Source organism: Micromonospora pattaloongensis, assembly GCF_900107255.1.
Lineage (GTDB): Bacteria > Actinomycetota > Actinomycetes > Mycobacteriales > Micromonosporaceae > Micromonospora_I > Micromonospora_I pattaloongensis.
In genome coordinates, this window is record NZ_FNPH01000002.1 from 714,852 (window position 1) to 729,098 (window position 14,247).

The 14,247-nt window shown below is 73.1% G+C and carries 13 protein-coding genes and 2 tRNA genes; 6 read left to right on the forward strand and 9 right to left on the reverse strand.

Annotated elements, in window-relative coordinates; all coding sequences use genetic code 11:
• Positions 1 to 8: 8 nt before the first annotated feature.
• From BLW47_RS09175 to BLW47_RS09185, 3 genes are all read right to left on the reverse strand, one after another.
• Positions 9 to 1,175 (reverse strand): cystathionine gamma-lyase, encoded by a 1,167-nt coding sequence (locus BLW47_RS09175; protein WP_091554384.1) that lies wholly within the window; start codon positions 1,173 to 1,175, stop codon positions 9 to 11.
• A 61-nt stretch (positions 1,176 to 1,236) separates the two neighbouring features.
• Positions 1,237 to 2,241 carry an NAD(P)H-dependent glycerol-3-phosphate dehydrogenase gene (locus BLW47_RS09180; RefSeq protein WP_091554388.1) on the reverse strand — a complete coding sequence of 335 codons (1,005 nt, stop codon included), beginning with the start codon at positions 2,239 to 2,241 and terminating at the stop codon, positions 1,237 to 1,239.
• Positions 2,238 to 2,969, reverse strand: coding sequence for a lysophospholipid acyltransferase family protein (locus tag BLW47_RS09185; RefSeq protein ID WP_091554391.1), 732 nt, complete (start codon positions 2,967 to 2,969; stop codon positions 2,238 to 2,240). The genes BLW47_RS09180 and BLW47_RS09185 overlap by 4 nt, the downstream gene beginning before the upstream one ends.
• A 209-nt stretch (positions 2,970 to 3,178) precedes the next feature.
• Between BLW47_RS09185 and cofC the strand changes: the two genes are divergently transcribed.
• Genes cofC through BLW47_RS09205 form a run of 4 tightly spaced genes read left to right on the forward strand, consistent with a single transcriptional unit; the run spans position 3,179 to position 7,384 of the window.
• Positions 3,179 to 3,826 carry a 2-phospho-L-lactate guanylyltransferase gene (gene cofC / locus BLW47_RS09190; RefSeq protein WP_175543554.1) on the forward strand — a complete coding sequence of 216 codons (648 nt, stop codon included), beginning with the start codon at positions 3,179 to 3,181 and terminating at the stop codon, positions 3,824 to 3,826.
• Between the two features lie 20 nt (positions 3,827 to 3,846).
• Entirely contained in the window at positions 3,847 to 4,044 is a 198-nt protein-coding gene (locus tag BLW47_RS09195) for a cold-shock protein (RefSeq protein WP_091554394.1), read from the forward strand.
• Between the two features lie 54 nt (positions 4,045 to 4,098).
• Positions 4,099 to 6,429: an RNA degradosome polyphosphate kinase gene (locus BLW47_RS09200; protein ID WP_091554398.1), complete on the forward strand. Its 2,331-nt coding sequence runs from the start codon at positions 4,099 to 4,101 to the stop codon at positions 6,427 to 6,429.
• A 46-nt stretch (positions 6,430 to 6,475) separates the two neighbouring features.
• A complete protein-coding gene (locus BLW47_RS09205; protein WP_091554401.1) occupies positions 6,476 to 7,384 on the forward strand; it encodes an NUDIX hydrolase in 909 nt (302 codons plus the stop codon).
• A 107-nt stretch (positions 7,385 to 7,491) separates the two neighbouring features.
• On the opposite strand, the gene BLW47_RS09210 is transcribed toward BLW47_RS09205, so the two are convergent.
• The 3 genes from BLW47_RS09210 to leuC form a co-directional block, all read right to left on the reverse strand.
• Positions 7,492 to 8,223, reverse strand: coding sequence for an HU family DNA-binding protein (locus BLW47_RS09210; protein ID WP_091554405.1), 732 nt, complete (start codon positions 8,221 to 8,223; stop codon positions 7,492 to 7,494).
• 176 nt (positions 8,224 to 8,399) lie between these two features.
• Positions 8,400 to 8,987, reverse strand: a complete 588-nt coding sequence (leuD, locus tag BLW47_RS09215; RefSeq protein ID WP_091554409.1) for a 3-isopropylmalate dehydratase small subunit — start codon at positions 8,985 to 8,987, stop codon at positions 8,400 to 8,402.
• A 6-nt stretch (positions 8,988 to 8,993) separates the two neighbouring features.
• Positions 8,994 to 10,457: a 3-isopropylmalate dehydratase large subunit gene (gene leuC / locus BLW47_RS09220; protein ID WP_091554413.1), complete on the reverse strand. Its 1,464-nt coding sequence runs from the start codon at positions 10,455 to 10,457 to the stop codon at positions 8,994 to 8,996.
• A 49-nt stretch (positions 10,458 to 10,506) separates the two neighbouring features.
• Between leuC and BLW47_RS09225 the strand changes: the two genes are divergently transcribed.
• Together BLW47_RS09225 and BLW47_RS09230 are read left to right on the forward strand one after the other, a co-directional pair.
• Complete coding sequence (locus BLW47_RS09225; protein WP_091554416.1) at positions 10,507 to 11,193, forward strand: IclR family transcriptional regulator; 687 nt, start codon at positions 10,507 to 10,509, stop codon at positions 11,191 to 11,193.
• A gap of 150 nt (positions 11,194 to 11,343) precedes the next feature.
• Positions 11,344 to 12,951 carry a methyl-accepting chemotaxis protein gene (locus BLW47_RS09230; protein WP_091554419.1) on the forward strand — a complete coding sequence of 536 codons (1,608 nt, stop codon included), beginning with the start codon at positions 11,344 to 11,346 and terminating at the stop codon, positions 12,949 to 12,951.
• Between the two features lie 58 nt (positions 12,952 to 13,009).
• On the opposite strand, the gene BLW47_RS09235 is transcribed toward BLW47_RS09230, so the two are convergent.
• From BLW47_RS09235 to BLW47_RS09245, 3 genes are all read right to left on the reverse strand, one after another.
• A tRNA-Glu gene (locus BLW47_RS09235) sits at positions 13,010 to 13,082 on the reverse strand.
• 81 nt (positions 13,083 to 13,163) lie between these two features.
• A tRNA-Gln gene (locus BLW47_RS09240) sits at positions 13,164 to 13,235 on the reverse strand.
• A 98-nt stretch (positions 13,236 to 13,333) separates the two neighbouring features.
• Positions 13,334 to 14,137, reverse strand: coding sequence for a fumarylacetoacetate hydrolase family protein (locus tag BLW47_RS09245; RefSeq protein WP_091554422.1), 804 nt, complete (start codon positions 14,135 to 14,137; stop codon positions 13,334 to 13,336).
• Positions 14,138 to 14,247: the final 110 nt, after the last annotated feature.

Sequence of the window (14,247 nt, forward strand, 5' to 3'; positions counted from 1 at the left end):
GGCGGGGATCAGCGGGCGGCGTCCAGCGCGGCCGTGATGTCCGCGACCAGGTCCGCGGGGTCCTCGATCCCGCACGACAGCCGCACGAACCCCTCGGCGGTGTCGTCGCCCCACTGCGCCCGCCGGTCCGCCGTCGTGTGCAGGCCACCGAAGGAGGTCGCCGCGAAGACCAGCCGCGACGCCTCGATGAAGCGCGCCACCCGCGCGGCGCTGCCCAGATCGAACGAGACGATCCCGGGGATGCGGCGCATCTGCGCGCTCGCCACCGCGTGGGCCGGGTCGTCGGCCAGCCCCGGCCAGCGCAGCCCCGTCACGTCCGGGCGGGCCCGCAGCGCGGCCGCCACCGCGGCGGCGTTCGCCGACTGCCGCGCGAGCCGCAGGTCGAGCGTGGCCAGCGAGCGGTGCGCGAGCCAGGCGTCGAACGCGCCCGGCACCGAGCCGGTGGTGTCGCGCCAGGCCCGCGCGGTGTCGAGCAGCTCGGTCGAACGCGTCGCCAGGTAGCCCAGCAGCAGGTCGGAGTGGCCGGTCAGCGCCTTGGTGCCGGAGGCCACCACGAGGTCCGCGCCCAGCTCCAGCGGGCGCTGCCCGAGCGGGGTCGCGGTGGTGTTGTCCACCGCGAGCAGCGCGCCCGCGGCGTGCGCCCGCTCCGCCAGCTCGGCGATGTCGCAGACGTCGAGGCCGGGGTTCGCCGGTGTTTCGAGCAGGACCAGGCGTACGCCGTCGAGCGGCGGGTACGGCCCGGCGGTCGGCGTGAACACGACGCGTACGCCGATCGTCTCCAGCATCGAGGTGGCGAACGCCCGGACCGGGAAGTAGCCGTCGGCGGGGAGCAGCACCGTGTCGCCGGGGCGGGGCACGGCGAGCAGCAGGGCGGTGATCGCGGCCTGACCGCTGGCGAAGGCGAGGCAGCCGCCCCCCTCCAGCTCGCCGATCGCCGCCTCGAGGTGGCGCCGCGTGGGGTTGTCCGGCCGCCCGTAGCCGTTCGGCGCGGCCGTCGGCCCGGCCGCGGGGTCGAGGTGGTACGGCGCCGCGAAGACCGGCCCGGGCAGGAACGGCTGGCCGGGGGCGGGCTCGGGCAACCCGGCGTGCACGCAGCGGGTGCCGTCGCCGTAGCCGCCGTCGGCCGGTGTGCGGCCGGTCGCCGCAGGGGTCGTCGCCGCAGGGGTCTCAGTCACCGGACAATCCTCGCCCACCCCGCCGCGGCCCGCCCTGCCCGCCCCCGTCGCCCGGCCGCGGTCACTCCGGCTTCGTCGTCCGGCTCATCAGGGCCGTGACCGCGGTCCGCGGGTCGACCCCCTCGTGGCAGACCCGCTCCACCTGCTCGGTGATCGGCATCTCCACCCCGTGGGCGCGGGCGAGGTCGCGGATCGCGAGGCAGCTCTTCACGCCCTCGGCGGTCTGCCGGGTCGCCGCCTGCGCTTCTTCGAGGGTCTCCCCCCGCCCCAGGTGCTCGCCGAACGTGCGGTTGCGCGACAGCGGCGACGAGCAGGTGGCGACCAGGTCGCCCATGCCGGCCAGGCCGGCGAAGGTGAGCGGGTCCGCGCCGAGCGCCACGCCCAGCCGCGCCGTCTCGGCCAGGCCCCGGGTGATCAGCATGGCGCGGGTGTTGTCACCGAGCCCCATCGCCGTGGCGATGCCGTACGCCAGGGCGATCACGTTCTTCACCGCGCCCCCCAGCTCCGCCCCGATCACGTCGTCGTTCGTGTACGGCCGGAAGTACGGCGTCGTGACGGCGTTCTGCACCAGGGTGGCGCGTTCGACGTCGGTGCAGGCGACCACGGTCGCGGCCGGCTGCCCGACGGCGATCTCGGGGGCGAGGTTCGGGCCGGAGACCACCACGACGCGGTCCGGCGCCACCCGCGCGCTCTCGACGATCACCTCGCTCATCCGCTTGGTGGTGCCGAGCTCGATTCCCTTCATCAGCGAGACCAGCGTCGCGTCCGCGTCGAGGAAACCGGCCCACTCGGCGAGGTTGCCGCGCAGCGTCTGCGAGGGCACGGCGAGGACGACCAGGCCGGCGCCGGCGATCGCCTTGCCGGCGTCCGCGGTGGCGGTGACCCGGTCCGAGAGCCGGACGCCCGGCAGGTAGTCGGGGTTGACGCCGGTCGACCGGATCGCCTCCGCGACCGACTCCCGGCGCGCCCAGATCGTGACGTCGGTGCCGGCGTCGGCGAGCACCTTGGCGAACGCGGTGCCCCAGGAGCCGGCGCCGAGGACCGCGGCGTGACCGAGCGGGGTCATGCGCCGGCCTCGCCGGTGGGGGCCGACTCGCGGGCGGGGCGCGACCAGAGTGGTGGCGGGGTCCCGCCCCGGATCTCGGCCAGCATGTCCCGCAGCCGCAACATGATCTCGTCGGTCATCTCGTCCAGGGTGGCCCGGGTCGGGGCGGCCCCGGCCCAGCGACTCAGGTCGATCGGCGGACCGGCCTTCACGGTGACCGGGATACGCGGGCGCACGCTGAACTTCTTGGTACGCGGGTCGAACATCTTCTCCGGCCCCCACATCACCAACGGGATCACCGGGGCGCCGGTGGTCAACGCCAACCGCGCCGCCCCGGTCTTGCCCCGCATCGGCCACAGCTCCGGCTCGCGCGTGGTCGTACCCTCCGGGTAGATGACCACCGCGCCCCCCTCCCCGACGGCCTCGACCATCGCCTCCAGCGACTTCGCGGCGTCGACCGAGCCCCGTTCCACCGGGATCTGCTTCACCTTGTGCAGGATCGAGCCGACCACCGGGACCCGGAACACGCTGGCCTTCCCGAGGAACTGGGGCCAGCGCCCCGCGTCGTAGACGTAGTGCGCCGAGACGAGCGGGTCGGCGTGCGAGATGTGGTTGGGCACGATGATGATCCCGCCCTCCGCGGGGAGATGCTCCATGCCGCTCCAGCTGCGCCGCGTCCAGACGGTCAGCACGGGCTTGACCACCATCACCGCGAAACGCCGCCAGAACCCGATCCTGCGCCGTGCCACGGCCCCTCCTCGCTGTGCCTGCCCGCGCCGCGCACCGGACCATGCCGGGCGCCACGCGACGCCACGTGACGTCTGAAGCGAAATCATGCCTGCTGCGCCCCCGGCACGGCCAGCGAGGGGACGGTGACCGAGGGAACGGTGACCGCGGGGACGGTGACCGCGGGGACGGTGACAATCGCCGGCAGGAACGATGCTGGGAGGATGGCGCCGTGAGCGAGGTGAGCTGGACGGTGATCGTGCCGGTGAAGCGGCTCGCCACGGCCAAGAGCCGGCTGCGGGGAGGGCTCGGCGCGGTGCCGCGCGAGCGGCTGGCGCTGGCGCTGGCACTGGACACCGTCGCGGCGGCGCTGAGCTGCCCCGCCGTGGCCCGGCTGCTGGTGGTCACCGCCGATCCGGTGGCCGGCGCGGCCCTGCGGGCGCTCGGCGCCCGGATCGTGCCCGACCCGCCGGTCGGGGGGCTCAACGGCGCGTTCCGGGCTGGCGCCGAGCTGGCCCGGGATGACGACCGGCACGTCGCCGCGCTCACCGCCGACCTGCCGGCGCTGCGCCCCGCCGAGCTGGCCGCGGCGCTGCGCGCCGCGGCCCGCGGGCCCGGCCACGCCCGTCACTTCGTCGCGGACGCCCCGGCGACCGGCACGGTCCTGCTCACCGCGGCGCCCGGCGTCACGCTCGACCCGCGGTTCGGGGTCGGATCGGCCGCGGCCCACGCCGCCTCCGGCGCGCGGCCGCTCACCGGCGACTGGCCCAGCCTGCGCCGGGACGTCGACACCCCCGCCGATCTGGCGCTCGCGGCCGCGCTCGGGCTGGGCCCGCACACCGCGGCGCTGCTACCCGCGCCGGCCCCGGCCGAGTCCTGACGCCGCGGTACGGTGCTGGCATGCAGGGCACGGTGGCGACCTTCGACGCGCAGACCCGCTCCGGCACGCTGCTGCTCGACGACGGCGCGGAGCTGGCGTTCCCGGCGGCCGCCTTCGACGCCTCCGGGCTCCGGCTGCTCCGCCTCGGGCAGCGGGTGCGCGTGGAGCGCGACGGATCCGGCCGCGTGACGAGGGTGACGCTGCCGACGTACGACTGATCAGATCGAACGAAGTTCGTTTTGCGTTACCCCGGCCGGGTCATGATGTGCCGCATGACCACGGCCCCCGCACGACGTCCCGCGCGTCAGCGCCGGACGCCCACCGATGCCCCGGCCACCGACGCCGCCGCCCCGGCCACCACCGGCGAGGTCCCGCCACGCGCCGCGGCGAAGCGGCCGGCCCGGGGCCCCGACGCCCGGCCGGCCGGTGACGGCGCGCCCGCGGACCCGCGGTCGGGCGCGGACGGCCGCCCGCCGCGGGACGCGCGCCCCGCCGACGACGCCCCACCGCCCTCCGACGGCCCGCCGCCGCTGCCCGAACCGCTGCCGGAGGACCGGTTCATCAACCGCGAGCTGTCCTGGCTGGACTTCAACGCGCGGGTGCTCGCCCTCGCCGAGGACCCGAACACCCCGCTGCTGGAGCGGGCGAAGTTCCTGGCGATCTTCGCCCGCAACCTCGACGAGTTCTACATGGTGCGGGTCGCGGGGTTGAAGCGGCGACTCCAGGCCGGGCTGCCGGTCCGGGGCGGGGACCGGCTGCCGCTGCGCACCCAGCTCACGCTGATCGCGAAGAAGACCGCGGACCTGGTCGCCCGGCACGCGCGCTGCTTCGCTGAGGAGGTGAGCCCGGCCCTGGCCGATCAGGACGTGCAGCTGGTGCACTGGGCGGAGCTGCGGTCGGCGGAGCGGGAACAGCTGCGCGGCTACTTCCGGGAGCACGTGTTCCCGGTGCTCACCCCGCTCGCGGTGGACCCCGCGCACCCCTTCCCGTACATCTCCAGCCGGTCGCTGAACCTCGCCGTCGTGGTGCGGGATCCCGACGGCGGCGCCGAGCTGTTCGCCCGGGTCAAGGTCCCCAACAACGTGCCCCGGTTCGTGGTGGTGGCGCGAGAGGACCGGCTCACCCGGTTCCTGCCCGTCGAGGAGCTCATCGCCAACCAGCTCGGGCAGCTCTTCCCCGGCATGCGGGTCGTCGAGTGCCACCTGTTCCGGGTGACCCGCAACGCCGACGTGGAGGTCGACGAGGACCGCGACGAGGACCTGCTGCAGGCGATCGAGCGGGAGCTGGCCCGCCGCCGGTTCGGCCCGCCCGTACGGCTGGAGGTGGCCGCCTCCATCTCCGACCACGTGCTGGACCTGCTCGTGCGCGAGCTGGACATGGACAGCCAAGACGTGCTGCGGGTGCCCGGGCTGCTGGACCTGTCCGCGCTCTGGCAGGTCTACGAGGAGTGCGACCGGCCGGAGCTGAAGGACCGGCCGTTCGTGCCGGCGACGCATCCGCGGCTGGTGGAGGGGGAGGTGCCGCGCAGCGTCTTCGCGACGCTGCGCGACGGGGACATCCTGGTGCACCACCCCTACCACTCGTTCTCCACGAGCGTGCAGCGCTTCATCGAGCAGGCCGCGGCGGACCCCCAGGTGCTGGCCATCAAGCAGACGCTCTACCGCACCAGCGGCGACTCCCCGATCGTGGACGCGCTGATCGAGGCGGCCGCCGCGGGTAAGCAGGTGGTGGTGCTGGTCGAGCTGAAGGCGCGCTTCGACGAGCAGGCGAACATCGGCTGGGCGCGGAAGCTGGAGCAGGCCGGCTGCCACGTCGTCTACGGCCTGGTGGGGCTCAAGACGCACTGCAAGACCGCGCTGGTGGTCCGGCAGGAGGGCAGCCAGCTGCGCCGCTACTGCCACATCGGCACCGGCAACTACCACCCGAAGACGGCCCGCCTCTACGAGGACTTCGGGATGCTGACCGCCGATCCGGAGGTCGGCGCCGATCTGACCGACCTGTTCAACGTGCTCACCGGCTACAGCCGGCAGACCGCGTACCGGCGCCTGCTCGTCGCGCCGCACGGGGTGCGCAGCGGCATCATCGAACGCGTCGACCGGGAGATCGCGCACGTCGAGGCCGGCGGCACCGGCCTGGTGCAGATCAAGGTGAACTCGTTGGTGGACGAGGAGATCGTGGACGCGCTCTACCGGGCGTCGCGGGCCGGGGTGCGGGTCGAGCTGCTGATCCGCGGCATGTGCACGCTGCGGCCCGGCGTGCCGGGGCTGTCGGAGAACGTGCGGGTCCGGTCGATCCTCGGGCGGTTCCTGGAGCACTCCCGGGTGTTCCGGTTCGGCAACAACGGGGCGAGCGAGTTCTGGATCGGGTCGGCGGACCTGATGCACCGCAACCTCGACCGGCGCGTGGAGGCGCTGGTGCGGGTGGCCGACGCCGCGGCGTGCGCGGAGCTCGACCGGGTGCTGACCGCGGCGATGAGCCCGGAGTGCGAGGCGTTCGAACTCGCCGCCGACGGCACCTGGAGCCGCCGGGTCGCCACCCCGGAGGCGCCGCTGCTGCACCTGCAGGAGCTGCAGCTGCGCCGTATCGTGGGTCCCCCCGCGTGATCGGGGCCGAGGGGCGCTCCGACGCGGATACGCTGACCGGCATGGGTTGGTTGGCGTGACCCCGGTCCGGGCCGCGGGCGGGGTGGTGTGGCGGCCGGGCGGCGACGCGGCGGAGGTGTGCCTCATCCACCGGGCCCGGTACGACGACTGGACGCTGCCGAAGGGGAAGCTGGAGCCGGGCGAGCATCCGCTGGCGGCCGCGGTGCGCGAGGTCGGCGAGGAGACGGACCTGCGGGGCATTCCGCAGGTACGCCTGAAAACGGTGTCGTACACGATGCGCGACGGCCTGCCGAAGACCGTCGAGTACTGGTCCATGCGCGGCTTCTCCGACGCGGGCACGGCGGTCGCCGGCGAGGTGGACAGCGTGTGCTGGCTGCCGACCACCGCGGCGGCGCGGCGGTTGACGTACGACCACGACGTACGGGTGTTGGCGGAGTTCGCCACGCTCCCCCCGGTCACCGCCGTGCTGACCGTCGTCCGGCACGCGCAGGCCGGCAAGCGGGGCACCTGGTCCGGCCCGGACGAGGCGCGGCCGCTGGACGCGAGTGGGGTGGCCCAGGCGCGCGCGGTCGCGCCGCTGCAGGCCCTCACCGCGCCGCGGCGGCTGCTGTCGGCGAGCCCCCGCCGGTGCATCCAGACGCTGGATCCGCTCGCCGCGCTGATGGACCTGCCGATCGAGATCGACTCGTCGTTCGACGAGCCGGTGCCGGGGCAGGACCCGGACGAGAACGCGCTGGCCGCGGCGGCACGGCTGGCCGAGCTGGCCGCCGGCGGCGTCCCCGTCGCCGTGTGCAGCCAGGGCAAGGTCCTGCCGGACGCGCTCGCCCGGCTGGCCGGCGCGGAGGATCCGGAGCCCTACACGACGCCGAAGGGCGGGGCCTGGCTGCTGGCCTTCAACGGCGACCGGCTGGTGGCCGCCGACCCGCTGTGGAAAGCGGAGCCGCGGGAACGGTAACCGTCCTGATCCGCCGGGCGGCCTCGTCAGCCGCCGGCGAAGGGGCGCGGACATGCGCGAAGGGTGCCCACCGCCAGCGGTGGACACCCTTCGTCGGTGGGTCGGCGTCAGCGCCGAGGGCTCGCGACCTTCTTGACCGCGGCCTTCTTGGACGGGGCCTGCTTCGCCGTCAGCTTGGTGCCGGCGGCCTTCGTCGTCGCCTTGGTGGCGCCGGCCTTGGTCGTGGTCTTCGCGGCGGTCGTCTTCTTCGTCGCGGCGGCGGCCGTGGTCTTTTTCGTTGCGGCCGCGGCCGTGGTCTTCTTCGCCGCAGCGGCGGCGGCCGTGGTCTTCTTGGTCGCCGCGGTCGCCTTCGCCGTGGTGGCCTTGGTGGCGGCGGCCTTGGTGGTGGTCGCCTTGGTGGCCGTGGTCGCCTTCCTGGCGGGCGCCTTCGCCGGCGGCACCTTCGGCGTGGTCACCTTCGGCGCGGTCGCCTTGTCGACGGCTGCCTTGCGGGCGGTGGTCGTCTTCGTGGCGGCGGCCGTCTTCGTGGCGGCGGTCTTCTTCACCGTGGCGACCTTCGGCACCTTGCCGCTGGCCACCATCTCCTTGAAACCGGCCCCGGCCCGGAAGGCCGGAACGGAGGTCTTCTTCACCTTCACCGCTTCACCGGTGCGCGGGTTGCGCGCTGTTCGGGCACCACGCGCGCGCTTTTCGAACACTCCGAAACCCGTAATCGCCACCCGGTCGCCCTTGGTGACAGCGACCTGGATCTCGGCGAGAACCGCGTCGAGCGCCGCCGTCGCCGCCTTACGGTCCCCCAGGCGAGCGGCCAGCGCCTCGATGAGCTCTGCCTTGTTCACGACTTCCCTCCCGTATGTGCAACTTGACTCATCGCGAGCCATTCTGCGCGCACCGTATGCCCTACGCCCGTAGTACACAAACATCTGCAGGAAAAAAGTCCTTGTGTCGTAACGTTTTCGCCCCCACCGGCTGAACCGATGGGGGCGAAAACGGCTGTGCGGCGTGGGATCGGCGCCTAAGCGACGACGGGCTTGAAGGGAAGTCGTCGCTGCTCGTACTCCGCGATCGCGGACTCGTGCCGCAGCGTCAGTCCAATGTCGTCCAAGCCTTCGAGAAGGCGCCAACGGCTGAAGTCGTCGAGCGGGAACGACCACGTGGAATCGCCGGCCCGCACCTCGCGGGCGGTCAGGTCGACGGTGATCTGCGCCTGCGGGTCGCGTTCGCTCAACGCCCACAATGATTCGACGGCGTCCAATTCGAGCTCCACGGGCAGGAGCCCTTCCTTGAGCGCGTTTCCCCGGAAGATGTCGCCGAAGCGGGGCGAGATCACGGCGCGGAAGCCCCAGTCCCGCAATGCCCAGACGGCGTGCTCGCGCGAGGAACCCGTACCGAACTCGGGGCCGGCCACGAGAATCGACGCGCCCGCGTAAGCGTCGTTGTTGAGGACGAATGCGGGATCTTCGCGCCACGCGTTGAACAGACCATCGGCGAATCCCGTCCGCGTCACACGCTTGAGGTACACCGCCGGGATGATCTGATCCGTATCTACATTGGAACGGCGAAGCGGCACCGCGGCGCCGGTGTGCACGGTGAACTTGTCCATGTCGTGTCAGCCCTTCACGAGGTCGGCGGGGGCGGCCAGCCGGCCGACCACGGCGGTGGCGGCGGCGACCGGCGGCGAGACCAGATGGGTACGTCCGCCGCGGCCCTGCCGGCCCTCGAAGTTGCGGTTGGAGGTCGAGGCCGAACGCTCGCCCGGCTTGAGCGTGTCGGGGTTCATGCCCAGACACATGGAGCAGCCGGCGAACCGCCACTCCGCGCCGGCGTCCACGAAGACCTTGTCCAGGCCCTCGCTCTCGGCCGCCTCGCGGACGGCGGCGGAGCCGGGAACCACGAGCATCCGTACGCTCTGGGCGACCTTGCGGCCCCGCAGCACGTCGGCGGCGGCGCGCAGGTCCTCGATGCGGCCGTTGGTGCACGAGCCGACGAAGACAACGTCGACCGGGACGTCCCGCAGCCGGGTGCCCGGCGTCAGGTCCATGTACTCCAGCGCCCGCTCCGCGGCCACGCGCTCCGGCTCGGTGTCGAACTGCTCCGGCGCCGGGACGGCCGCGTCGAGCGGCACCCCCTGGCCCGGGTTGGTGCCCCAGGTGACGAAGGGGCTGATCCGGCTCGCGTCGAGGATGACCTCGGTGTCGAAGGTCGCGCCCTCGTCGGTCGCGAGCGTGCGCCAGTACTCCACCGCGGCGTCCCAGTCGGCGCCCTGCGGCGCGTTCGGGCGGCCCTTGAGGTAGGCGAACGTGGTCTCGTCCGGGGCGATCATGCCGGCCTTGGCGCCCCACTCGATCGACATGTTGGCGATCGTCATCCGCCCCTCCATGGAGAGCTTGCGGATCGCCTCGCCCCGGTACTCCACGATGTGGCCGCGCCCGCCGCCGGTACCGACCTGAGCGATCAGCGCCAGCACCAGGTCCTTGGCGGTGACGCCCGGGCCGAGCTCGCCGGTGACGGTGACCGCCATCGTCTTCGGCCGGGCCTGCGGCAGCGTCTGGGTCGCCAGCACGTGCTCGACCTCACTGGTGCCGATGCCGAAGGCGAGCGCCCCGAACGCGCCGTGGGTCGCGGTGTGCGAATCGCCACACACGATCGTCATGCCCGGCTGCGTCAGCCCCAGCTGCGGCCCGATCACGTGCACGATGCCCTGGTTGTCGTCGCCGAGCGCGTGCAGCTTCACGCCGAACTCCGCGCAGTTGCGGCGCAGCGTCTCGATCTGCGTCCGCGACGTCGGATCGGCGATGGTCAGCAGATCCCCGCGCCGGGTGTTGAACGCCGGATCGGCGTACCCGGTCGGGGTGTTGTGGTCCTCCGTGGCGAGCGTGAGGTCGGTGCGGCGCACCGACCGCCCGGCCATCCGCAGGCCGTCGAAGGCCTGCGGGCTGGTCACCTCGTGCAGGAGATGCAGGTCGATGAAGAGGAGATCCGGCTCGCCCTCGGCGGACCGGACCACGTGAGCGTCCCAGACCTTCTCGGCCAGGGTCCGGGGCGCTGTCGGCTTCGGAGTGACTCCCACCATCTGGACATCCTAAATTCTGGGAGGTATGTTTCGGCTTGTGGGACACAGTATGAGCGGTGTCGGCGTTCTCGACAAGGCGGTCGTCATCCTTGCCGCCTGCGTGGACGGCGCCAGCCTGGCCGAACTCGTCGATCGCACCAAGCTGCCCCGGGCGACCGCGCACCGGTTGGCGCAGGCGCTGGAGATCCACCGGATGCTGGTTCGGGACACCCAGGGCCGGTGGCGTCCGGGGCCGCGCCTGGGCGAGCTCGCGAACGCCGCGCCCGACGTGTTGTTGACCGCGGCCGAGCCGTTGCTTGCCGCGCTGCGCGACGCCACCGGCGAGAGCGCGCAGCTCTACCTGCGCCGCGCCGACGAGCGCATCTGCGTCGCCGCCGCGGAACGGGCCAGTGGGCTGCGCGACACCGTGCCGGTCGGTTCCGTGCTGCCGATGACGGCCGGATCGGCCGCGCAGATCCTGCTCGCCTGGGAGCCGCCCGAGGCGGTGATGCCGCTGCTGCCCCGCTGCAAGTTCACCGGCCGCACGCTGGCGGAGGTGCGCCGGCGCGGGTGGGCGCAGAGCGTCGCCGAGCGGGAGCCCGGTGTGGCGAGCGTCTCCGCGCCGATCCGCGACCGCACCGGCCGGGTCATCGCGTCCATCAGCATCTCGGGCCCGATAGAGCGGCTCGGCCGCCGCCCCGGCGACCGGCACGCCATGGCCGTCGTCCGCGCCGGGCAGCGCCTGTCCGGACTGTAACGCCACCCGCCCGACGGCGACCGGCAGCGGCAGCGGCAGCGGCCGGGAACCGGCGCCGACGGCGCGCCTCGCCGCCACCACGGTTCGTCTCACGTGGCAACGGTGCCTGCCGATGGTTCCCCCATCGCACCGACGCGTGGGGGAAAACACATGGCGATGAGGCAGACCGACACTCGGATCTTCCAGAATGTGGGCGTACGGACGAAGATTCTCTTCGCCGTACTCGTCGTCGCGGTGGTCGCCGCCGTCGTGGGGGCGTTGAGCGTCGCCCAGATGCGCACGGTCTCCGCGCACGGCGACGCCATCTACACGCAGGGCTTCCTGCCCGCGCAGGACGTCGGACGGCTGCGCGAGAGCGTGATGAAGAGCCGGTTCTCGGCGCTCTCCGCGGCCACGGCCGCCGACCCCGCGGCGAAGCAGCGGTACGCCGCCGACCTGGCCAACCACGAGAAGGCGATCGACGGCCTCGTCGCGTCGTACCGGCAGCGGGCGGTCACGGCCGAGCAGCGCGCCGCCATCGACAAGTTCGGCGAGCTGTGGAGCCGCTACCGCGACCAGCGCAAGCGGGCCGACGAGCTGAAGGCTCAGGGCAGGATCGACGAATGGGAGCGGGTGCGCTCGCAGGAGATCACGCCGACCGTGAAGGAGTTCGAGCAGACGCTCGACGCGCTCAGCGCCGGGTCGACGAAGCTGGCGGAGCAGAGACTCGACGGGGCGCAGGCGGCGTCGGCGCGCGCTCTGATCCTGATCCTGGCCGTGCTCACCGTCGGGGTGGCCGTCGCCGTCGCGCTCGCGCTGCTCACCGCCGGGGCGATCATCCGGGCGCTGCGGCGCGTCAGCGAGGTGCTCGGCGCGGTCGCCGACGGCGACCTGACGCAGCGGGCGCCCGACGCGGGGCGGGACGAGCTCGGGGTGATGGCGCGCGCGCTCAACCGGGCGACCGACCGGATCCGCACCATGGTGGGCACGCTCGACGGCAGTAGCGCGAGCCTCGCGGGCCGCGCGACGCAGCTCGAGGAGACGAGCCGGATGCTGGCCGAGGGGGCGGAGGGCGCCGCCACCCAGGCCGCGGCGATCGAAGGCGCCGTGCAGGAGGTGAGCCGCAGCGTCCAGGCGGTGGCGAGCGGGGCGGAACAGATGGGCGCCTCCATCCGGGAGATCGCGGTGAACGCGTCCGAGGCCGCGCAGGTGGCCACGGAGGCGGTACGGGTCTCAGCGTCCACAGAGGAGATCATGATTCGGCTCGGCACCTCGTCGGCCGAGGTCGGCGACGTGGTCAAGGTGATCACCGCCATCGCCGAACAGACCAACCTGCTCGCCCTCAACGCGACGATCGAGGCGGCCCGGGCCGGCGAGATGGGCAAGGGGTTCGCGGTCGTGGCCGGCGAGGTCAAGGACCTGGCGCAGGAGACCGCGAAGGCGACCGAGGAGATCCGACGGCGCATCGAGGCGATCCAGGCGGACGCCCGTGGCGCGGCGGAGTCCATCACCGATGTGAGCCGGGTCATCGGCCGGATCAACGACTACCAGACCACAATCGCCTCGGCCGTCGAGGAGCAGAGCGCCACCACCGACAGCATGGCGGCTGATCTCGGCGCCGCCGCGTCGGGCAGTACCCGGATCGGCGACGGCATGGCCGAAGTGGTCGGCGGCGCCGACCGGGCCCGTACGGGTGCGAACTCGGCGCGGCACGCCGCCGGGGAGCTCGCCGCCATCTCGGCCGAACTGCGGACCGCGATGGCGGAGTTCCGCTACTGACCGGAGCGGGAACAAAAGCCGAGGCGCCCTCCTGCTGGAGGGCGCCTCGGCTAATCTGTAGCCCCGACCGGATTCGAACCGGCGCTACCGCCTTGAGAGGGCGGCGTCCTAGGCCGCTAGACGACGGGGCCAGGACTTGCTGTGTTGCTCTTTCGAGCAACGGTGCTGAACTCTATCAGAGACCAGCTACCGAAGCCATTCGGCGTCGGTCGCTGGGGTACCAGGACTCGAACCTAGACTAACGGAGCCAGAATCCGTCGGGCTGCCAATTACCCCATACCCCATCGGTGCTCGCCGCACCGAGAAAGAACTTTACCCGACGGCCGATGGCGCGCCAAATCGGGTTACGTCCACGGCGTTTCCAGCGCGGCGAGCAGGCGTTTTATTCCACTGCCACCACGGGGTTGGACAGCTCGCCGATGCCCTCGATACGCACGGTGACCACATCCCCCGCGCTCAGCGGGCTCACCCCGGCCGGCGTTCCGGTCAGGATCACGTCGCCGGGCAGCAGCGTCATGACGTGTGAGACGTACGACACCAGGGTCGGCACGTCGAACACCATGTCCTTGGTCCGCCCGAGCTGCCGGACCTCCATCTGCTCGGGGTCGCGCCCCACCTCACAGCGCACCTCCCGGTCGCCCACGTCGGCCCCGGTGACGATCCACGGGCCGAGCGGGCAGAACGAGTCGAAGCCCTTCGCGCGGGTCCACTGGCCGTCCGCGCGCTGCAGGTCGCGCGCCGTGACGTCGTTCCCGCAGGTGTACCCGAAGATCGCCTTCTCCGCGGCGGCGCGGTCGGCGCGGCGCGCGCCCGGCGGGCCGATCACCACCGCCAGCTCCGCCTCGTGCTCGACCTGCTTCGACTGCGCCGGCAACCGGATCGCGTCCCGCGGACCGATCACCGATGTCGACGGCTTCAAGAAGATCAGCGGCTCGGCGGGGACCTCGGCGCCGTGCTCCGCGGCGTGCTCGACGTAGTTACGCCCGACGCACACCACCTTGCTCGGCAGGATCGGCGAGAGCAGGCGCACATCGGCGAGCGCCCAGCGCTGGTTGGTGAGGGTGAGGCGGCCGAAGGGGTGGCCCTCGATCTCGGTGACGGTCAGCCCTTCCGGCCCCGCACCGGGCTCCCCCTCCACGACGCCGAACGACATTCCACTGGCATGAGCAAAACGAGCGATTCGCACCCGCTCAATCTATCGGCCGGACCGGCCGACCGACCCGGCCGGCGGCCGAACCCGGTCGGGTGGCGCGGGGCGTGGCGGCGGCGGCACGCCGCCCGGCGGCGGAATCCGCG